This window comes from Streptomyces sp. NPDC090445 (assembly GCF_044769385.1).
In the GTDB taxonomy this organism is placed as follows: Bacteria; Actinomycetota; Actinomycetes; order Streptomycetales; family Streptomycetaceae; genus Streptomyces.
In genome coordinates, this window is the sequence record NZ_JBIVXV010000001.1 from 773,303 (window position 1) to 793,360 (window position 20,058).

20 protein-coding genes and 1 pseudogene are annotated in these 20,058 nt (G+C 71.8%); 14 read left to right on the top strand and 7 right to left on the bottom strand.

What is annotated here, in order from left to right; genetic code table 11:
• Window positions 1–12: 12 nt before the first annotated feature.
• Both ACIQUT_RS03510 and ACIQUT_RS03515 read right to left on the bottom strand, forming a co-directional pair.
• Window positions 13–1,128: a hypothetical protein gene (locus ACIQUT_RS03510; RefSeq protein WP_403558715.1), complete on the bottom strand. Its 1,116-nt coding sequence runs from the start codon at window positions 1,126–1,128 to the stop codon at window positions 13–15.
• Window positions 1,129–1,132: 4 nt separating this feature from the next.
• A complete protein-coding gene (locus tag ACIQUT_RS03515; RefSeq protein WP_403558717.1) occupies window positions 1,133–2,044 on the bottom strand; it encodes an SAM-dependent methyltransferase in 912 nt (303 codons plus the stop codon).
• Between the two features lie 345 nt (window positions 2,045–2,389).
• Between ACIQUT_RS03515 and ACIQUT_RS03520 the strand changes: the two genes are divergently transcribed.
• Window positions 2,390–2,959: a DUF6434 domain-containing protein gene (locus tag ACIQUT_RS03520; RefSeq protein WP_403558719.1), complete on the top strand. Its 570-nt coding sequence runs from the start codon at window positions 2,390–2,392 to the stop codon at window positions 2,957–2,959.
• A gap of 15 nt (window positions 2,960–2,974) precedes the next feature.
• Here ACIQUT_RS03520 and ACIQUT_RS03525 read toward each other — a convergent pair whose 3' ends face one another.
• A complete protein-coding gene (locus ACIQUT_RS03525) occupies window positions 2,975–3,541 on the bottom strand; it encodes a dihydrofolate reductase family protein (protein ID WP_403558721.1) in 567 nt (188 codons plus the stop codon).
• Between the two features lie 96 nt (window positions 3,542–3,637).
• Here ACIQUT_RS03525 and ACIQUT_RS03530 point away from each other — a divergent pair, with 96 nt between their 5' ends.
• The gene (locus tag ACIQUT_RS03530; RefSeq protein WP_403559321.1) at window positions 3,638–4,720 is read left to right on the top strand and encodes an enoyl-CoA hydratase/isomerase family protein; all 1,083 of its coding nucleotides are present in this window, start codon (window positions 3,638–3,640) and stop codon (window positions 4,718–4,720) included.
• Here the strand turns inward: ACIQUT_RS03530 and ACIQUT_RS03535 are convergent.
• Window positions 4,711–5,634: an SDR family oxidoreductase gene (locus tag ACIQUT_RS03535; RefSeq protein ID WP_403558723.1), complete on the bottom strand. Its 924-nt coding sequence runs from the start codon at window positions 5,632–5,634 to the stop codon at window positions 4,711–4,713. The two genes, ACIQUT_RS03530 and ACIQUT_RS03535, sit on opposite strands and share 10 nt — an antisense overlap.
• Before the next feature lie 271 nt (window positions 5,635–5,905).
• On the opposite strand from ACIQUT_RS03535, the gene ACIQUT_RS03540 reads away from it, so the two are divergent.
• Window positions 5,906–6,712, top strand: a complete 807-nt coding sequence (locus tag ACIQUT_RS03540; RefSeq protein WP_403558725.1) for a hypothetical protein — start codon at window positions 5,906–5,908, stop codon at window positions 6,710–6,712.
• Between the two features lie 72 nt (window positions 6,713–6,784).
• Complete coding sequence (locus tag ACIQUT_RS03545) at window positions 6,785–8,068, top strand: cytochrome P450 (RefSeq protein WP_403558727.1); 1,284 nt, start codon at window positions 6,785–6,787, stop codon at window positions 8,066–8,068.
• Window positions 8,069–8,081: 13 nt separating this feature from the next.
• Here the strand turns inward: ACIQUT_RS03545 and ACIQUT_RS03550 are convergent, their stop codons facing one another.
• Window positions 8,082–8,399: an antibiotic biosynthesis monooxygenase gene (locus tag ACIQUT_RS03550; RefSeq protein ID WP_403558729.1), complete on the bottom strand. Its 318-nt coding sequence runs from the start codon at window positions 8,397–8,399 to the stop codon at window positions 8,082–8,084.
• A 291-nt stretch (window positions 8,400–8,690) separates the two neighbouring features.
• Between ACIQUT_RS03550 and ACIQUT_RS03555 the strand changes: the two genes are divergently transcribed.
• From ACIQUT_RS03555 to ACIQUT_RS03600, 10 genes and pseudogenes are all read left to right on the top strand, one after another.
• Window positions 8,691–9,074, top strand: coding sequence for a DUF6507 family protein (locus ACIQUT_RS03555; RefSeq protein ID WP_179175706.1), 384 nt, complete (start codon window positions 8,691–8,693; stop codon window positions 9,072–9,074).
• Complete coding sequence (locus ACIQUT_RS03560; RefSeq protein ID WP_403558731.1) at window positions 9,071–11,632, top strand: hypothetical protein; 2,562 nt, start codon at window positions 9,071–9,073, stop codon at window positions 11,630–11,632. The genes ACIQUT_RS03555 and ACIQUT_RS03560 overlap by 4 nt, the downstream gene beginning before the upstream one ends.
• 14 nt (window positions 11,633–11,646) lie before the next feature.
• A complete protein-coding gene (locus ACIQUT_RS03565; protein ID WP_403558733.1) occupies window positions 11,647–12,291 on the top strand; it encodes a hypothetical protein in 645 nt (214 codons plus the stop codon).
• A 141-nt stretch (window positions 12,292–12,432) separates the two neighbouring features.
• Window positions 12,433–12,555: pseudogene (locus ACIQUT_RS03570) on the top strand (pentapeptide repeat-containing protein); the annotation flags it as partial.
• A 47-nt stretch (window positions 12,556–12,602) separates the two neighbouring features.
• The gene (locus ACIQUT_RS03575; RefSeq protein WP_403558735.1) at window positions 12,603–12,842 is read left to right on the top strand and encodes a hypothetical protein; all 240 of its coding nucleotides are present in this window, start codon (window positions 12,603–12,605) and stop codon (window positions 12,840–12,842) included.
• 17 nt (window positions 12,843–12,859) lie between these two features.
• Window positions 12,860–13,519, top strand: coding sequence for a pentapeptide repeat-containing protein (locus ACIQUT_RS03580; RefSeq protein ID WP_403558737.1), 660 nt, complete (start codon window positions 12,860–12,862; stop codon window positions 13,517–13,519).
• 84 nt (window positions 13,520–13,603) lie between these two features.
• Entirely contained in the window at window positions 13,604–14,371 is a 768-nt protein-coding gene (locus tag ACIQUT_RS03585; RefSeq protein WP_403558739.1) for a hypothetical protein, read from the top strand.
• A gap of 83 nt (window positions 14,372–14,454) precedes the next feature.
• Window positions 14,455–15,030, top strand: a complete 576-nt coding sequence (locus ACIQUT_RS03590; protein WP_403558741.1) for a pentapeptide repeat-containing protein — start codon at window positions 14,455–14,457, stop codon at window positions 15,028–15,030.
• Window positions 15,031–15,121: 91 nt separating this feature from the next.
• On the top strand, window positions 15,122–16,057 hold the full coding sequence (locus ACIQUT_RS03595; RefSeq protein ID WP_403558743.1) for a hypothetical protein: 936 nt from the start codon (window positions 15,122–15,124) through the stop codon (window positions 16,055–16,057).
• 59 nt (window positions 16,058–16,116) lie between these two features.
• Entirely contained in the window at window positions 16,117–17,544 is a 1,428-nt protein-coding gene (locus tag ACIQUT_RS03600) for a DUF6177 family protein (protein ID WP_403558745.1), read from the top strand.
• 156 nt (window positions 17,545–17,700) lie between these two features.
• On the opposite strand, the gene ACIQUT_RS03605 is transcribed toward ACIQUT_RS03600, so the two are convergent.
• Together ACIQUT_RS03605 and ACIQUT_RS03610 are read right to left on the bottom strand one after the other, a co-directional pair.
• Window positions 17,701–19,341, bottom strand: coding sequence for a molybdopterin-dependent oxidoreductase (locus ACIQUT_RS03605; RefSeq protein ID WP_403558747.1), 1,641 nt, complete (start codon window positions 19,339–19,341; stop codon window positions 17,701–17,703).
• Between the two features lie 288 nt (window positions 19,342–19,629).
• A complete protein-coding gene (locus ACIQUT_RS03610; protein ID WP_403558749.1) occupies window positions 19,630–20,010 on the bottom strand; it encodes a hypothetical protein in 381 nt (126 codons plus the stop codon).
• Window positions 20,011–20,058: the final 48 nt, after the last annotated feature.

Genomic DNA, 20,058 nt, shown 5'->3' on the forward strand with positions numbered 1-20,058 from the left:
CGCCCGCTCCGGTCAGCCGTCGAGCTGCTGCCACCACCCGGCGAGAGTCGGCACCGGCAGCGGCTCGGCGCTCGGGTCGGACGGCGCGTCGCCGTAGACCACGTCGTACGAGGCCCCGTCGACCGGCAGGTCGTTCCGGTTGCGGGGGCTCGTGTACCGGGGCGCCCGGTTGTGGTACTCGGCGTCGCCCGCGATCCAGTGCTCCAGCGACCGCAGGTAGCGCAGGAGCTCCGCGTCGGCACCGCGCGCCATGTGGTCGCGGAGCCTGACGAAGAGCCCGACCACGCGGTCCCTGAGGGCCACCGCCTCCACCAGCGCCTGCGCCGGCGGGCAACCGCGCTCCTGGGCGAGGACGTTGACCAGGTTCTCCTCCAGGGATTCCTGGTGGTCGTCCTTGTTGTACGAGAAGAAGTCGTTGTCGCAGCCGACGATGAAGCCGGCCGCGTCGGTCAGGGCCTGCACCGGCGCCGAGTAGAGGACATCCGGCCGCAGGTCGATCCCGTTCGCCGCGTCGCACCACGTGAGGGTGAAGCGGGTGCCGTTCACCGCCATGCGCATCGCGGCGAACTCGTTCAGCGAGGGCATGACGCCCCGCTCCTCGTACCCGGTCTGCCAGGTCGAGCCGAACACCCAGTCCTGCATGCCCTGGAGGAACCGGTTCAGCCGGGCCGGGGCGAGCATCTCGTGGGTGCGGACGGCCAGGTCCTCCAGGGCCGCAGTGAACGGTCCGGGGGGCAGCAGACCGGACCCCGGGGCCTTGACGGACCGCACGAGCCGCGCGCCGTGGTCGGCCACGACGGCCGTCCGGGACAGCCCGGATTCGGAACCGGAGTCCTGCCAGTCGTCGATGGCGAACGCCCAGTAGTTCCACTGGGTGAACAGCAGCATCGTCTCCACGTCGCCGTACGGGATGATCCGGGAGGTGAACTCGGCGCTGCGCGTGGCGAGGCCCCAGGCGCGTTCGGTGTCGTCGGCGTACAGGCGGTGCCCGTCGAGCCACGCCACGGCGCGCTCCTCCAGCTCGGCGGCCTTCGGATGGATCAGGTCCCGCTCGAACGGGCAGTAGAGCGCCGGCAGCTGCCAGCCGATCCGGGAGGGCGCGGAGCCCTTCGCGTACGAGGGCGGCACGGCGTCAGTTCCTCCCCGTCAGGCGGAAGAGCAGCAGCCGGGTCTCCAGCGCGTGGTCGCGCCAGATGCGGAACAGCTTGCCGTGCGTGATCGTGGACTCCTGCAGCCGCTCGCGCGACCAGGCGGAACGGGCGCCGCGGAGCTCCACGTCGTCCAGCTCGGCGGCGTTCCAGGCCATGGACTGCACCCAGAACTCGGCCACCCGGTCGGTGACGTCCTCGTCCTGCTCCAGCTCGAAGCCGGCCGCCTCGGCGGCGCGCAGGTACTCGGTGAGGGTGCCCAGGCGGGTCTTGTAGTAGCCGTCGATGAACTCGGTCCACTCCGGCCGGCAGATGAAGTGCTCCTGGATGCCGAACCAGCCGCCCGGCTTCAGGACGGACGCGGCGACCTGGAAGAGCCGCTCGCGGTCCATGTAGCCGGAGCTCTCGTTGGCGTACGCGGCGTCGTACTCGCGGCCGGCGGTGAACTCGTGCACGTCGGCGAGGAGCGGGGTGACCCGGTCGGCCACACCGGCCTGGCGGGCGAAGTCCTGGATCACGGGTATGTGGTCGGCCGCGACCGTCAGGCCCGTCACGTGCGCGCCGTGCTCCTGCGCCCAGTAGAGGGAGCCGCCGCCGACCCCGCAGCCGATGTCGAGGACCCGGCCGGGCGGGTTGTCGTACGCGCCCCACGAGCGGGCCGCGTGCTCGACGATCGCTTCCTGGGACTCCACGATGCGGCGCTTGAGGACGCGCTGGGTGACCGTGGTGTTGGGGGTGCAGCCGGGGGCGAACAGGCCCATGTGGAAGTGCACTCGGGGGCCGGGGCCGTACTTGTGGAGGATGTCTGCTGTCTTGCGGGTGTAGTAGAGCGGCACTTGGCTCTCGTCGAACGCCTGGCCACCCCTGGGGGTCTGGATGACGAGGTTGCTGTCCATCGGTTCTCCGGTCCTGCGGTCCTGTGGGGGTGTTTCTCGGCCGCCCCACTCTGCCCATGAGTGATCGATATAAGTCCTCAGTCACTCAAAGCATGAGCATAGCCACAACTGAAACGGCTACAATTCCGGTCATTTGATGGCACGTCAGGGATAGTGTCCAGCCAAATTCCTTTAACCGGCCGCAAGTTGCCCGGAAAGCTTCCCTGTCCGACCTCCCGGGGTGGCGATGGTGTCGCGGCCGGTCCGGACCTTGCTGGTGCGCGGGAGGGCCTTGCCGAAGGCGTGTGCGGGGGAGTCCGACCGGCAGGCGGTGGCCGAAGTGCGCAGCACCCCTAAAATGGGAACATGAGTGCGAATATCGAGGAATCCCGGCCCGCCCTGAATTCGGGACTGTCCGGGGCGGAACTGCGGCGCTGGTACTGGACCCTCGCCGAACTGGCCTCCCTGGCCCGCACGATGGGACTGCCCACCGCAGGCGGCAAGGCCGCGCTGACCGACCGCCTCGCCGCCGCGCTCGACGGCCTCCCGGCCCCGGCCCCGGACCGGGCCCCCGCCGCCCCGGCGCGGCGCCGGGCGGGCCGCCAGCTCGCCGCCCCCGTCGACGGGGACACGGTGATCCCGGAGGGCCAGCGGTGCAGCCAGGTGCTCCGGGAGTTCTTCGTCCGGGAGATCGGGCCCGCCTTCCACTTCGACGCCTTCATGCGGGACTGGATCGCCGAGGGCGCCGGCCGCACCCTCGCCGAGGCCGTCGCCCACTGGCACGCCACCCGCGCGGAGGCCGCCGAGCCCCGGGAGGTCGGAGCCCAGTTCGAGTTCAACCGCTTCCTGCGCGACTGGCACGCCCGCCACCCGGACGGCACCCGTACCGAGGCCCTCGCCGCCTGGCAGGCCCACCGGGCCCGCCCGCGCAGCTGACGGGCCCCGCGCCCCTCAGGGGCGCGCGTACGACAGCAGCACCACCCCGTTGCCGAAGGTGCGCGTCCCCTCCAGCCGCAGCGGAACCCGCCCCTCGACGGGCGGGAACAGCGGCTTGCCGCGGCCGATCCGCACCGGGTGCACGTAGATCCGGTACGCGTCCACCAGATCGTGGCGCAGGAACGAGGCGGCCAGGTCGGCCCCGCCCAGCGCCAGGTCGCCGCCCGGGGCCGCCTTGAGCGCGGCCACCTCCTCCGGGACGACGTCCCGCACCACGGTGGAGTTCCAGGCGACGTCCTCCTGGCGCAGCGTGCGCGAGTACACGTACTTCGGCTTGTCCCGCCAGATGCCCGCGAACTCCGCCACGGGCCCGGCGTTCGCCGGATCGGCGTCCGCCGTCGGCCAGAACCCGGCCATGAGCTCGTGGACGACCCGCCCGCTGAGGAAGGCGCCCATCGCGCGGAGCTCATCGTTGAAGTGTTGGTGCAGCTCGTCGTCGACGACATGCCAGTCGATCTGCCGGTCCGGACCCTCGATGTACCCGTCGAGGGAGACCGACATCATCAGAACGATCCTTCTCACGACCGCCACGCTACCGGGCCCGCCCCGGTACACCGGGCTTCGGCCCGGTGTCGGGCCGAGCGGCCGCCGTACGGGCCGGGGACGGCGTCGAACATACTGGCTGCCGTGAAGAGCGAAGCCGCCGCAGACGAGCCCGTCCTGTTCCACACCGAAGGACGGACGGGGGTGATCACCCTCAACCGCCCCCGGGCCCTCAACGCCCTCACCCACCCCATGGTGCTGCGGATCGAGGAGGCCCTGCGCGGCTGGGAGCAGGACCCGGACATCGGCCAGGTCCTCATCCGGGGGGCCGGCGAGCGCGGCCTGTGCGCCGGCGGCGACATCCGCGCCATCCACGACGACGCCAAGGCCGGCACCTCGGCCTCCGCCGCCTTCTGGCGCGACGAGTACCGCCTCAACGCCCTGATCGCCCACTACCCCAAGCCGTACGTCGCCCTCATGGACGGCATCGTCATGGGCGGCGGCGTCGGCGTCTCCGCCCACGGCAGCGTCCGCGTCGTCACCGAACGCTCCCGCGTCGCCATGCCCGAGACCGGCATCGGCTTCGTCCCGGACATCGGCGGCACCCACCTCCTCGGCCGGGCCCCCGGCCTGCTCGGCACCCACCTCGCGCTCACCGGAGCGGCCGTGGGCGCCGCCGACGCGATCCTCTGCGGGCTCGCCGACCACTTCGTCCCCGCCGGCCGGCTCCCGGAGCTGACCGCCGCCCTCGCCGACGCGCCCGCGCACGAGGTGCTCCCGGAGTACTCCGCCGCCCCGGACCCCGGCGAGCTGGCCGCCCGCCGGGACTGGATCGACCGCTGCTACTCCGCCGACACGGTCGAGGAGATCGTCGAGCGGCTCCTCGCCGAGGGCGACCCCGCCGCCAAGGAGACCGCCGGGACGATCCTGGCCAAGTCCCCGACCGCCCTCAAGGCCACCCACGCCGCCGTCCGCCGGGCCCGCGGCCTGGGCAGCCTGGAGCGGGTCCTCGCGCAGGAGTACCGGATCTCCTGCAACGCGCTGCGCACCCCCGACCTGGTGGAGGGCATCCGGGCCCAGGTCGTCGACAAGGACCGCACCCCGCGCTGGTCGCCGCCCGCCCTGCACGACGTCACCGCCGAGGACGTGGCCCGGTTCTTCGCCCCGCTCGGCCCCGGCCGAGAACTGGAGCTGCCCGAACCGCCGGCTCACCGGTAGCCGGCGGTGTCGGCCGGGCGGCCCGGGTCCTGCACCTCGACCAGGTACCGCCAGGCGTCCGGCCGGCTCCCGTCCAGGTCGGTGAAGCCGTACTCCCGGGCGAGCTGCCCGCTGGACAGCGACCGGCCGTTCCAGCGGGCCACCCCCGGGTCCGCGGCCAGCGCCGCCACCGCCCGGCCGACGTACGACGGGGTCTCGGAGATCGCGAAGTGCGGGACCGTCTCCAGCGCGTCGCGCCAGTTCGCCTCCGCCACCCCGAAGGCGTCCAGCATCATCTCCGAGCGCAGCCAGCCCGGCGTCAGGGCCACCGCCGTCGCCCCGCGCGGCCCCAGCTCGTGCCCGAGCGCGAACGCCATCCGCAGCACGGCCGCCTTGGCGATGTCGTAGAAGAACGAGACCCGGTAGTGGCCGGCGTTGTAGTCGGCGGTGCCGTCCGTCATCTCCACCACCAGCCCGCCCGGCTCCCGCAGCAGCAGCGGCAGCGCGTGATGGCTGGTGATCGCATGGGTGTCCACGGCGAGCCGGAGCAGCCGCAGCCCCTTGTCGAGGTCGTGCTCCCACACCGTGCTGTCCCACTCGAACAGCCGCTCCCCGCCCCAGATGTCGTTCACCAGCACGTCGAGGCGCCCCTGCTCGGCACCGATCCGCCCGACCAGCGCCTCCACCTGCTCCGCCACCAGGTGGTCCGCGACCACCGCGATCCCGCGCCCGCCCGCCGCCGTGACCAGCTCCGCCGTCTCCTCGATCGTCTCCGGCCGGTCGTACTCCGAACGGCGGCCGCGCGTGCTGCGCCCGCTGACGTACACTGTCGCGCCCTGCGCTCCCAGCTGGACCGCGATGCCCCGGCCCGCGCCCCGCGTCGCCCCCGCCACCAGGGCGACCTTGCCTTCGAGAGTCCGCCGTGTCTGCGTCATCCCCCCAACCTATGCCGCCCGGGCGCGCCGCTGGCGGCGCTCCGGCGGCGTCCCCGACCGTGTCCCTGGCGGCGTCCGAGGCCGTGTTCCCGGCGGTGTTGCAGGCCGTGTCCCCGGCGGTGTCCCAGGCCGTGGCCACTGCCGTCGCCGACGGCCTGCCGCGGCGGCCGGACCGGCCTTCTTGCGGCGGCGCCCGCGCCCCGATACCACGGGACCGCGCCCCCGCCCCCACCGAACGGCCCCTCCGGCCCTCAGAGGAGAACCGCGCCCGATGAGCCCGACCGGCATGACCAGCTTCGACGAGGTCTACACCCTCCCCGACCCCCGCGGGTACTTCACCCGCCTCGGACCGTACGCGTACCAGACCCCCGCCCACGCCCAGCCGGTCTTCCGCGCCCTCGCCGCCGGACTCGGGCCCGCCCGGCCCGCGATGCTCGACCTGTGCTGCTCGTACGGGATCAACGCCGCCCTGGTGAACCACGACGTGACGCTCGACGAGCTGTACGCGCACTACACCGCCCCGGCGGCGGCCCGGCTCACCACCGCCGAGCTCGTCGCCCGGGACCGCGGCTTCTACGCCGCCCGCCGACGCCCCGACGCCGTCCCGGCCATCGGCATCGACGTCTCGGAGCCCGCCGTCGCGTACGCGGTCGCGGCCGGACTCCTCGACGAGGGCCACGCCGTGGACCTGGAGACCGCCGAACCGGGGGAGCGGCTGCGGTGCTCGGCCCCCGGAGTCGGCCTGATCACCGTCACCGGAGGCACCAGCTTCCTCACCGAGCGCACCTTCGGCCGGCTGCTCACCGCCGTCGGACAGCCCGTGCCGGTGGCCGCGTTCGTCCTGCGCACCCACGACTACCGGCCGATCGCCGACTGCCTGGAGTCGTACGGGCTCACCGTCGAACGGGCCGACGGCACCAGCCCGCAGCGCCGCTTCACCGGCCCCGAGGAGCAGCGGCGCGCGGTGGAGGCCGTCACCGCCCTCGGCGAGGACCCGGCCGGGAAGGAGGCCTCGGGCTGGTTCCACACCCGGCTGCACCTGGCCCGTCCGGCCACCACCGTGATCACGAGCCGGTAACCCGCTCTTGTCCAACCCGCCGTCCGCGTCGCACTGTTGGCCGAGAATCGTCGAACGGTCAGGAGAGCCCGCTTGTCACCCGACACACCCGCCCACGCCACCGCCCCCGCCCCCGCACCGGGGGCCGAGCCCGCGCCCCCGTACGCCGTCGACCCGTCCGGCGGCTGCCCGCACGCCCTCAACGCCTCCCTGCGCGCCCGGGGACCCGTCGCGGACGTGGTCCTGCCCGGCGGGGTGCCCGGCGCCGTCGTCCTCGGCCACGACGCGCTCAAGGAGTTCCTCGCCCACCCCGACGTGGCCAAGGACTCCCGGAACTGCCCCGCCCTGAACGACGGCACCATCCCGCCGGACTGGCCGCTGCGGGTCTTCGCCAACGCGCAGGGCATGCACACCGCCGACGGGGCCGACCACCGCCGGCTGCGCTCCCTCGTCGGCAACGCCTTCACCGCCCGCCAGGTGGAGCGGCTGCGCCCGCGCATCGAGGAGCTGACCGCCGGACTGCTGGACGACCTGGGCCGGGCGGCCGCCGCGGACCCGGACGGCGTCGCCGACCTGCGCACGCACCTCGCGCTGCCGCTGCCGATGAGCGTGATCTGCGAACTCCTCGGCGTGGACCCCGAGCACCGCGAGCGGCTGCACCACCTCTCCTACACGGTGATCATCGACACCGGCACCGGCCCCGCCGAGAAGACGGCCGCCGCCCGCGAGCTGATCGAGCTGATGGGCACCATCGCGGCCGCCCGCCGGGCCGCCCCCGGCGACGACCTGACCAGCGCCCTCATCGCCGCCCGCGACGACGACGGCGACCGGCTCAGCGAGGCCGAACTCATCGGCACCATGCGCCTGATGCTGGTCGCCGGCCACGAGACCACCCTCAACCTGATCAGCAACGCCGTCCGCGCGCTGTGCACCCACCGCGACCAGCTCGCGCTCGTCCTGGACGGCAAGGCGAGCTGGTCGGACGTGGTGGACGAGACGCTGCGCTGGGACGGGCCGGTCAGCTGGTTCCCGTTCCGCTACCCGACCCGCGACCTGGACCTCGGCGGACACGCCATCCCGCAGGGCACCCCGGTCCTCGCCGGCTACACCGCGGCGGGCCGCGACGAGGCCTTCCACGGCCCGGACGCCGACCGCTTCGACCTCACCCGCCCCGGCGCGGCCCGCCACCTCTCCTTCGGGCACGGCGTGCACTACTGCGTCGGCGCCCCGCTGGCCCGGATGGAGGCCGTGATCGCCCTGGAGGGGCTGTTCACCCGCTTCCCGGACCTCGACCTCGCCGTCCCCGAGGCCGAACTGCCCCGCCAGCGCAGCTTCATCGGCAACAGCGTCGAAGCCCTGCCCGTCCGCCCGACCTGACGCGGCACACCCGCTAGCCCAGCGTTTCGAGCGTGAAGTGCCGTACCCGAAGCGGTGCGACGAGGTACTCGTCCTCGCCCGGCAGGACCACGGGCCGGTCACGCCAGTGCTCGCCGGCGTAGCCGACCAGGTCCTGCTCGCTGCGCCAACGGCTGACGTACAGCAGCGAATCGGGCGGCGCGAGCAGGACCTCGTGCTGCACCAGCCCCGGGTACCGGCCGGGAAACTCGCGCACCGCAGAGACGATCATGTCGCGGAACGCCTCGAAGCGCTCAGGACGTACGCGTGCCTCGCTCACCCTGATGATCACGGTCGTCAGGGTGTCACGCATGCGGAGGCGGCGCCACCTTCCCGCCGCGCGCCCCGAGGGCCCTCCGCCGCGCCTCCGGCCCGGCTCCCGATTGTCGTGAATTCGTAACAACGCGCGGCGTGCAGGCGGTCGTTGCAGGTCAGACGGAGGGGCGCACGCATAAGCTCCTGTCGTTCATATGTACAGAAGTAGGGATGAACCCGGCTTCCGGCCGACGGTCGACGGTGTCTCGGACGACTGCCAGGGCAAGGAGCGGCGCTGGGGCGAGGCAGGTCGCCGGCGGGAAGACTGATCACGGAACGGGGGAGCATCGTGTCCGACTGGGACATCAAGCCGGATGGCGTGCGCGGGGTCCTGAGCAAGACAGCAGAGGCCGCCGGCAAGTTCGAGGAAGAGTTCACGTCGTACGGCGACGGCCTGGTGGGTGCCGCCACGTGGGCGGGCACGATGGTGCTGGGCGGGACCGAGCTGCCCAAGGGCGGTGCGTTCGGCCCCGTGGCCCAGGCTTTGCAGGAATTCCAGCAGAAGACGGAGAACGACCTGAAGTTCCTTCCCGTCCGGACGGGCAAGTCGATCACCGGCGCGCGCCTGGCCACCGAGGAGTACGTCAAGGGCGACCTGGAGATGGCGGCGAACAAGCAGAGGGAGTACTCCAAGGCTCCGACTGCCGAAGAGCTGAAGGGCCCCAAGAAGTGATCGATCTGGGGAAGATACCGACCTTCACGGGCAATCTGGATACGTTGGAGACGCATGCGGCTTCGCTGAAGAAGACCGCCTCAAGCATCCGCGGCACCGGCCGGGACGTTCACAACGCCTTTCAGGCGCTGGATCCGGTCTATGACGCTCCGGAGCAGGAGCAGTTGCTCAATTCGACGGTTCCGGTGCGGGACAAGGCGGATGACTTCGCAAAGAAGCTGGAGTCCGTCAGTGGTGCGCTGACGAGTTTCGCGTCGACCGCCCGTCCGCTCGTGGAGAAGATGAAGCAGCTCCGCGTGGACGCGGCGAAGTTCGTCGCGGACAACAAGGACGACGAGGACTGGCAGCAGGACCAGGGCAAGATCGACGAGAACGCCCGTCTCGTCCGTGAGGTCGGTACGACGTGGGTGGCGTTCCAGGGCGTCGAGCGCGATGCCGCGAACAAGATCACCGCGCTGGTGGGCGGTACGCACTTCGTCGTGGACGACGGTTCGCACAAGGCCGGCATGTACGGCTTCAAGGAAAGCGACGTCAAGGACGCGAAGGAGACGCCGTGGGGGACGGTCGACGAGCGTGAGTACACGGGCCTGCGGGCTGCGTGGGAGTGGACGAAGGACAATGTCGGCGGCGCGCTGAAAGGTTTCTTCGTCGACGGTGTCCTGGGCACGCTCAAGGGCCTGGGCAGTATGGTCAACGTCTTCGACTGGGACAACTTCAAGAAGACCTGGTCGGGCATCGGCGATGTCTTCGGCGGCGTCAGCGGGTACCTGATCACGCCCTACGACTGGGTGATGGACAAGGCGTTCGGCCCGGCCGACCACACCGAGCGGGAACGCCAGAAGGCGGCCCTGCGCACCTTCGGCAAGTCGCTCGTCGCGTGGGACGAGTGGGACAAGGACCCCTCCCGCGCGTTCGGGACGGTCGTGTTCAACGTCCTGACCCTCGGCTCGGGCACGGCACTCAAACTCGGCAGGGCCGGGAAGGCGGGCGTGGGCGCGGAAGCCCTGACCGCGGTGGGCAAGGCCGGCGCGCTCGTCGACCCGATGAGCTACCTCGGCAAGGCGGCGGGCCTCACCAAGCTCAAGGTCGGCGACCTCATGGAGAGCCTCAAGGCCAGCCGGACGGGCGTGGACGACATGGCCAGGAACATGCCCACGGGCACCTCGCCGCACCCGACCGAAGCGACCCCGACCCCCGGACACACGGGGGACTCGCCCTCGACTCCCGCCGGCTCCGGCGACAAGACGCCCCCGCCCCCCGGCCGCGAGTACGTCGACCACGCGGGCAACAAGCGCGTCATCGGCAAGGACGGTGTCATCAGGGACGAGCACGGCAACGCAGTGCCCGACACCGAACCCGTCAGGGAGCCGCACAAGGACGACCTGCCCAACGTCAAGGAGCACGAGACCGCTCCCGTCAAGGAGAAGGAGAAGGTCCTCGAAGGCGCGGGCGGCCCCGGCCACGTCGAGAACGGAGCGGGCCGCCCGACCGGCTCGGCACACCCGCCCGCCGGATCCCACCCGGGAGGCGGGGGCGGCGGCACGCACGGCACGCCGACCACGGGCGGCCACGCCGCGGAACACCCGGCCGGCAACGGCTCGGGCAGCGGCGCGGGCTCGCACACGCCGTCGGGCGGCGGGTCCGGCACGCACACACCGTCCGGCGAGAGCGGCGGCTCGCACACCCCGGGCGGCGGCAGCGGTCACGGCACACCGGGGCACTCCGGTCACGACACAGGGGGCCACGGCGACGCGGGCCGCCACGGCGACGGCTCGGACTCGCCAGGCGGCGTCGACGATGCCGCCGGCCCGTCTGCGGGTGACGGAGGTAAGGGCGGCGATGGTCCGGGAACCGGCTCCGAATATCCTGAGCGGCAGCCCGGAGTCGTTCTGGAACGCGACCGGATAGGTCAGCAGCCCAGCGGGCCCATGGCGCCTGAGAAGGAGGCCGCCGTTACGGCGGCTCTGAAGGACGCGAAGGTTCCACCCGGGGACCACGGTCGTTTCCTGACGCAGCTGAAGAAGTCGGAATACGGGGCAGCCGTTGCAGAGTACATATCGAGCGGTAGGTTTGCGGACGTCCCCGGGTTCAAGGAGCGTACGGGCCTCCTTTACCAGGTCAAGCAGGGAGACATGATCCCGGCCGTTCATCAGGCGATGGAGCACGCAGCGGAGCTCCAGGCCAAGGGGCTGAAGGGAATTGAGTTCGAGGTGAAGCTTCCCGGTGAGAAGCTCGACCTCGACGTGCTGGTCCGCCACAATGGACGCATCGAGTACGGCGCCCAACTCAAGGATGTCGACAGCGTGGCGGGCATCAAGTCCGCGGTCAAGAAGATTTCGAACAAGCAGCTCCTGGGCGCCCTGGACGACACGGGCCTCCCGAAGACCCCGATCGACGTCAAGGCCGGAATCCTGGATGTCCGAGGCCTGATGGGCGAGCTCACGGAACGTGATATCCAGGCTGTCCAACAGGCTGCCGACCGTTGCAACGCCTCTTTTGAGCTAAAATTTGATGACGGGTCCGTCACTATCTTTCCGACCAATGCGGCCAAGCCTTAAGGAGTTTTCTGACCATGCTGATGCGCGCGCCCAAAGAGAGCGGCTCGTGGTCCTGGAACCTGGAGGACGTCGAGGAGCCCGGTCTGGAGTTCGCGCTCACGACCGCGGCGCGCATGAGTGCGGTGCTGGAGAAGCACGACTTGCTCGTGCCGTCCTCACTCGAGTGGGCCTGGTTCCAGACCGGCAAGGGCGGCCTTGGTGTCCACAGTCGCCTGAACCTCGTCACGCGTTCGCTCGACGATCCGGCACTGCCCGATGCACTCCGCGCCTGTCGGCCGATCGGTCATCCGCAGGCAGAGATCGGCGGAATCCTCGTGCTGGGATCGGGCGCCTGGTTCGACGCGGACGGAGAACGGCACAGGGAATACCGTCTGGTGGAACTCATGGTGGCACCGGACGAGACGGACCTCTGGATCGAACTGTCCGTGTACCACGACGTCTGGGGCCAGTGTGATTTCCGGGGGGAGCCGCGGCCGATCATCCACGCCAACAACGCGCCGCGGCTCGCCGCGGCCCTGCAGGAGCTCGACCAGCTGCTCGGACTCGCGGCGGAGCCCGGTGAGCCGACGTACTACGGACGGGCCGAGGGCTACGGACTCAAGGCTCCCGACATCATCGACGGGCGGGGACCGGACCTCACGGATGCCACACTTGGGTAGACACCCAACCCGGAGCACATCGCTGTTCACAAGGGAGAGGCGCATGCGGTCGCAGGCGTGACTTCCGGGGCGCCGACCTCTCGGATGAGTGGTTCACCGATGCTCCCCGGGGGCGTGTGACGTGCCGGAGCGTCCTGCCACCGGGCCGACCTGCAGTCGGCGGGTCTGACCGGAGCCGTCCTCGTCAGGGCGAATCTTGACGGGGCCGTGCTCCGATCCGCGCGGCCGGATGCCCACATGGTCAAGGCTTCGCCCCCGGGGTAGATGCCGCGCCTTCGAAGACGAGCGGCAGTGACCGGTGATTGGCGTGCGTGGCGCTGACGACCTGGGGCGAGGCGGCAGGATACGAGATGGTGATCCGTGCCGCCGCGGATCCCAAGAGAACTCCCTGGTACGACCTCTCGATCGACCGGAAGTTCTCGGTGGACAGCACGTTCGCGCAGCTCGCGGGAGCCGTTGCCGAGCGGGATCTGACGCGGGAGAAGAGAACCGAGGCGACAGCTCTGCTGACCCGCCCGGGCCGGTCGCTACCGCGGGTGGCTGAGTGGTGACGGGCGTTGGGAAGGACGTGGGGGAGATCGTGTCAACTGGTATCCGTAACAATTGGAAGCCGACCGTGTTCCCGGCCGATCCGGAAGCCACACGGCAACTGCGGGAGTGGCTCGCCTCGGAGGAATACGACCTCAATGGCATGGGGTGCGACTTCCGGGGTGCAGACCTCTCGGGCGGAGACTTCTCGGATGCGTGGTTCACCGACGCGGTCCTCACGGGCGTGCGACTCGTCGGCGCGTCCTTCTACCGGGCCGACCTGCAGTCGGCGGATCTGACCGGTGCGGATCTGACCGGTGCCGACCTCGTCAGGGCGAACCTGGACGATGCCGTGCTCCGATCGGCACGGCTCGACGGGGCGCACATGGCCCGCGCCACGCTGTGCGATGCCGACGCGTCAGGAGCGAGCTTCTGCGGAACGCGAATCCTCGGCGCTTCGCTGCTCGACACCGATATGAGGGGGGCGGATCTGACCGATGCCGTCCTCTACGAGAACTCCTTCGAGATCAAGGTCGACGACTCCACGGTGGTGCACGGCCTGACCGGCACCGCTTTCGGGCCGATCACCGTCTTCAGCGCTGAATCGTCCCGGGAGCTGGCCGGCGCAGAACTCGAGTCATGGATCGGTGCGCGAGGCGGGCAGGTACGAGTGATTCCTCCGCGCCGCCCGCCGAAGTAAGGCCTGGCACGACCCGTTCGCCGGAATCCGAGGCTTCCGCAGCGGCTCGGCGGGCAACGAATCAGTGAAAGCAGGAGTCAGTACATGCACGGCTATCGTGAATTGCTCGGCACGGATTTTGATGGCCGGCCGACGGACGACATCGACGACGTGATCTACGAAGCCTTCGAAAGCCCACGTCACCTGGCCCGCGTCCCCGGGATCGTCGCCTTGATGAACGATGCCGGCGCACCCGAGATCGAGCGGTTCCTGGCCTGTGTGGTGCTGACGACCTGGGGCGAGGCAGCGGGATACGAGGCGGTGATCCGCGCCGCCGAGGATCCCAAGAACACTCCCTGGTACGACTTCTCTATCGACCGGAAGTTCTCGGTGGACAGCACCTTCGCGCAACTCGCGGACACGGTCGCCAAACGGGACCTGGCGCGGGAGAAGGGAACCGAGGCGCTTCGCCAGGACGCGGCCCGTGCACTGGTGCGGATCGCCGACAGCGAGTACTTCGAGGACAAACTGGGCGAGTTGTTCGATAACGCCACGCTTCAGACGTTGCTCGACGACATCAAGAACGTAATCGGTCGGGGCGTGCGATCCCTGGCGGCAGGCCAGAAGTGCCGGTTCGACCTGCCCACGCAGCTGGTGGACCTTGCGTCCGGCGCATCCACCGTCGACGGGTGCCTGGCCGTGGAGCTGGCCATGAGCGTGCTGAACGTCAGCTGCTCTACCCGTTCGCTGATCCATGCCGTCCCCATAGTCCACCGCGCCAAGGGGCCGGAGGGATTGCGGTTCGGCGAGTATCTGATGGCGGTCGGTGACGAGGAAGTGCGGCAGCACGTCCGCGAAGCGCTGAGCGAGTGAAGAGCCGCGCGATCATGTCATCTGGTACCCGTAGGAGCTGGAAGCCGACGGTGTTCCCTGCCGATCCAGGAGCAAGGCGTCAGGTGGAGGAATGGCTTGCCGAGGAGGGCTACAGCCTCTTCGGTATCGAGCACGACTTCCGAGGTGCGGACCTGTCGGGCGGCGACTTCTCGGGCTCGTGGTTCACGCAGGCGGTCCTGACGGGCGTGCGGCTTGCAGGAGCGAGTTTCTACCGGGCCGACCTGCAGTCGACGGATCTCACCGGTGCGGATCTGACCGGCGCCGACCTCGTCAGGGCGAACCTCGACGGGGCCGTGCTCCGATCGGCGCGGCTCGACGGTGCCGACATGGTCAAAGCTTCGCTGCACGGGGTCGACGCGTCCGGAGCGGGCTTCAGAGGGACGCGGATCATGGGGGCCTCGCTCTTCGACGCCGACATGAGGGGAGCGGACCTGACCGACGCGGTCCTGTTCCAGAACACCTTCAAGGTCACGGTCGACGACGCCACGGTGGTGCGCGGACTGACCGGCACCGTCTTCGGGCCGATCAGGGTCTTCAGCGGAGAATCCTTTCGAGAGCTGGCCGGAGCGGAGCTGGAGGCGTGGATCGGTGAACGGGGCGGGCAGGTCGAAGTGATCGCTCCCGGTAGCCCCCCGTAGGCGGATCGGGCACGCCCCGGACAACGAACGCAGGCACGCAGGAGCCGGCCCGTGCACGGCTGTCGTGCGGGGCGAGGAGGAGAACAGAGCAGTGATCCGCACCAAGTACTACGTCGAGGACGCCTTCGGGGTGCCGCAGTTCTGCGGGCCTGACGAGCTGATGTTCCTGGGCGAGTGGGTGACGGCCGACATCCAGCTTTCGCCGCTGTCCGTCCTGGAGGCGATGGACCTGGTGGCCGAGGCCAAGGCCAATCCGGGCTTCGGGCCGGAAGACCTGGACGGGAACGCGCACACCGTCACCATCAGCCCGCAGGGTGTGTGGGTGGAGAACCACTTCGTCGAGCATGTGCAGGGTGAATTCACCTTGGACGACGCGTTCCGCGTGCTGGTCGACTTCTGGGACTACTGCTGCCTGGCGAATCCCCAGAAGGCCGACTCGCGCCGGCGTGAGTACGCCGACGAGTTCGGACGTGATCCCCTGGCCGGGATCCGTGGCCCCCGCGACACGGGATTCGAGATCCGGGAGGGCCGCTGCCCCATCGGGCCGCGTCGGATCGCCGAGGCCGCTGATCTGGCGGATGCCGTCGGTGAGATGTATTCCTCCGAATCCGAGGACGCCGTCCTCGTGTGGAACCAGGTGCCGGTCCGGCTGACGTACCGCTACGACATCGCGGTGTTGCTCGACGATCTGGTGCCGCTGCTGGAAGAGGTCCGGCGACCGGAATTCTCGGCGGCCGAGGTCTTCTGGGGGTCGGACACCTTCTCCGCCGAATGGAAGCTGACCCGTGAGGGCGGCCACCTGAGGGTCCGGGCGCGGTGGCACAGCACGCTCGGGAACCACGAGTCGCTGCTCACCGAGCGGGGCGATGTGACGGTCGGGGCGGAGGATTTCGTCAGGGAATGGTCCAAGGTCCTGTGGCGCATCGTCACCGATGTCACAACAGGCCGCGTGAAGTTGGCGGACGACGACCTCCTCGTCCGTGCCAAGGCGCTGCTCGGGACGGCGGCGACCGAGCTGCCGGGCTGATCCGGGTGGCGACGCCGAGATGACAGTCGATCAGATATGACCAAAAGGAACAACACTGCATGACCAAGGACGTGATCGCGCTCACCGAGCGCATGCCGGACCCGCTGAGCATCCTGGCCGGCCTGCTCGCGGGCGGACCGGACCTGCAGGTCGAGACCACCGGCGAGGGTGCCGTGGTCCAGCTCTGCGATGCGGAGGGCCGGCCGCTCGTCTCGATCGAGGTGCCGCTGATGCTCCAGGTGCCGGGGGAGGCGGCCCGGCTGCTGGGGCCCGGCGCCGAGCCGTCCGGCGACGGCCCGGCGTGGTGGATCGAGGCCCGCGCCGCCGTGGGCGTCCCCCAGGCCGAGCAGCTCGCCGGCGCCTTCGCGGCCCGTCTGACCATGCTCCTGGGAGGCCGGGTCTGGCCGCCGGACGCCCCCGGCACCGTCGGTGCGGCCCGCCCGGTCGACGTCTCGGGCGTCACCGCCGTGCCGGTTCCCGCCGCCGCCCAGCCGGCCGTCGACATGCTCACCGACAAGGTCGCCGTCGTCCTCCAGGACCGGCCGGTCGTCCCCATGACGAGCTGGCTCTCCGAGGCACTGCGGGCCGCCCTGGAGAGCGACCGGACCCTGCAGATCGTCACCCCGCCGCACTGCCGCATCTCCCTGCCCACGCGCATGCTGCTGCAGTCCACCTCCTCGCGCTGGGTGGTGCAGGACGAGCGGTGCGGCTACTACGACGGGCTGACCGGCGCGGTACTGCACTGGCAGGACGACGCCTTCTCCCCGGCCCGCGACGAGAACGGCGAGACCCCGGTGGCGGACGCCTTCGAGGAGGTCTCGCCCACCGGCGAGCGCCAGCTCATCGTCTCCTTCCGCACCCTGCACCGCCCCACGGCGGACCTGGTCCTCGGCGGCTCGCTGGAAGCCGCCTGGCGGGCGCTGACCGGCAGCCCGCCGGCCGGCTGGGGGACGTCGGAGCCGGCCGGTCTGACCTGGTCGCGGCGGCAGCTGACCGACCTGGCGTACGAGCGCGCACCCCGGCCCACCTGGACGGTGGCCGTCGGCACCCCGGACCGGCCCGCCGTCGCCACCCTGCGCGTGATCCGCACCACGGAGGGCGTCGAGGAGGACGTCACCCTCACCCTCGGCTACGGCCCCGGGGAGGAGCCGGCCCTGGAGGCACTGCCGGGGCTGGCCGAGGAGCTGGTGACCCGGTACGGGCTGAAGACCATGATGTGCCAGCTGCGCGAGGCGCGCCGGGACCTGAGCGCCCCGCCCCGCTTCGAACACCCGCCGCTGCCGTACGCCTTCGTGCTCGGTCCCGCGGAGGTCCGGGAGGCAGGGCTCGACACCGCGAGGAGGACACCGCTGAAGGAACGCCCGGTACAGCTCGGCCCGAGCGCCCGGCCGAGCTTCTACTACCGCCTCGGCGACGGCAAGACCGCCGACAGCTGGACCGCCCTGGAGCAGCTCGCTCGCCACCTGCGCGGGGCACCGCCCCTCTAGCGCTCCGGCGACGGTGACGGAGACCGGCGTGACGAGCAGCGGCGTACTGGTGAGCTCCACGGCGTCCGGCTCCTGACGTGCAGTCGGGCGGGGGCGGGGGCGGGGGCGGGGTGGGGTGGATCATCCCGCCGCGGCGGCGGGAATCCGGGCAGGCCGTCACCTCTCCGGTGCGGCCGGGCCCGGCCGGACGCGCACGGTCACGGTGTGCAGTCCGGTCGCCCCGTCCGGAACGGTCGGCGTACTCCGCTCCGTCTGCACCGCGCCCGTCCCGTCGGTGGCCCGGACCTGGAGCGTGTGCCGCCCCGGCGTCGCCTCCCACGGCCACGTCCACAGCCGCCAGGTGTCGACCCCGTCCGCGTCGGCCAGCCGGGCCTCCTGCCACGGGCCCCCGTCCACGCGCACCTCCACCCGGGAGATCCCCCGGTGCTGCGCCCACGCCACCCCGGCCACCGCCACCCGGCCCGCCGCGGGTGCGGCGCCGGCCCGCGGGGTGTCGATGCGGGACTGCGTCTTGACCGGCGCCTGCTGGGCCCACGACCGGCGCACCCAGTACGCGTCGTACGCGGAGAACGTGGTCAGCCGCAGCTCGCGCAGCCACTTGCAGGCCGACACGTACCCGTACAGCCCCGGTACGACCATCCGTACGGGGAAGCCGTGCGCGAAGGGCAGCGGCTCGCCGTTCATCCCGACGGCCAGCAGCGCCTCCCGGCCGTCCATGACGGTCTCGACCGGCGTGCCGATGGTCATCCCGTCCACCGAGCGGGCCACCAGCTGGTCGGCCGGACCGCCCTGCGAGGGCGGTCGTACCCCGGCCTCGCGCAGCAGGTCGGCCAGGCGCACGCCGAGCCAGCGGGCGTTGCCCGCGTACGGGCCGCCCACCGGGTTCGACACGCAGGTGAGCGTGATGTCGTGCTCCACCAGCGGGCGGGACAGCAGCGCGGGCAGGTCCAGTTCGAGGGGGCGGGTGACGCCCTCGCCGTGGATGCGCAGCTGCCAGGTGCCGGCGTCCACCCGGGGGACGACCAGGGCAGTGTCCACGCGGTAGAAGTCCCGGTTCGGGGTGAGGAACGGGGAGATCCCGGGCACCGGCAGGTTCGCCCCGGGCGGGACGGGCGGGGCGGGCACGTCCGGCGGGGGCAGGGCGAACCCGGTGCGGGAGGCCGTCGCCCCGGCCGAGCCGTGCGCGCCGAGCCGCCGCCCCGCGTAGCCGATGCCGGCCGCGGCGGCGAGCGTGGCCGCGACGAGTCTACCGAAGCCGCGGCGGTCCAGTGCCCAGGCGCCGCCTGGCGGGGCGCCGGTCGGGTGGGCGCCGGTCGGGCGGGGTGTGCGCAGTGCGCGGACCAGCAGGTAGAGCACCGCGGCAGTGGTGAGGGTGCCGACCGCCGACGGCAGGGCGTCCCGCCAGGTCGCCTGGGGGCGGCTGACCGCCGCCAGCGCCCCGAGCAGGCCGACCGCGCCGACCACGGCCGTCCCGGCGGGCAGGCGGCGTACGGCGAGGATGCCGGCCGCGGCGGCAAGGAGGACGAGAACGGCGACGATGCCGAGGGTCAGGACCAGCTTGTCGGCGGTCCCGAACCGGGCCACGGCCCATTCCCTGAGCCCGACCGGTGTCCGGTCGACCACGGCCCCGCCGACCGCGGTGACGGGCGCGGCGTCGGGTCGGACCCATGCGGCAGTCAGCTGGGCCGTGGCCAGGCCGGCGCAGGCCGCGGCCAGGCCGGCGGTGGCGGCGGCGACGGTGTACCGGTGGCTGCTGCGCGGGCGTGGGTCGCCCTGCCCTGCCTTCTCCGAGGTCATGCGCACCACCGTCCGCCGGTTCGGCCCCGCCGCGTCCCGCCCCGCCCATCGGGTCCAGTGTGACGTGGCGTCGCGGGGGCGTCGTCCCTCCGACCGCCGCGGGTCGTCCTCCCCGTCCGCTGCGCGGAGCCGTTCCCCACCCCGCCCCTTCCCGAAACCGGGGGCTCCGCCCCCGGACCCCCGCGCCTCAAACGCCGGCGGGGCTGGGTGGTCGCGAAACGTCGGCGGGGCAGCATTGCCGCGAGCGCCGGCGGGGCTGGGTTGCCTTTGGGGGCTGGGTTGTGTCGGTCAGCCTCGGGGGCGGCGTTCGGCGGCGACCCGCTCGGCGGCCTGCCGGGCCACCGTCTCCAGGGGGTGGGCGGCCTCCCCGGCTGCCTCGTGTGGGGTCGGCCCGCCGCGCTTGCGCAGCTCCACCACCCCGTCGGTGAGCAGGTCACCCGGATCGGCGGGCCAGGGCACGGACGCGGGTGGGCCGGCGGGGGCCGGTAACCGGTCGGGGTCCGCGGCGCCCGCCCCGGCGGCGGGCACGTCCGGAGAGGGCGGGGCGGCGGGGGTGTCCGGGCTTCCGGCGGTCGGCGCCCCCTGTGCGGGGACGTCCGCTGCGGGGACGTCCGCTGCGGGGACGTCCTGCCCGGGCCGGCCGGGCCGCTCGTGTCCGGTCTGGGACATGCTCGGTGCACTCCTGCTCGCGTCGGGCCGTCACGGCGTCGGCAGGGC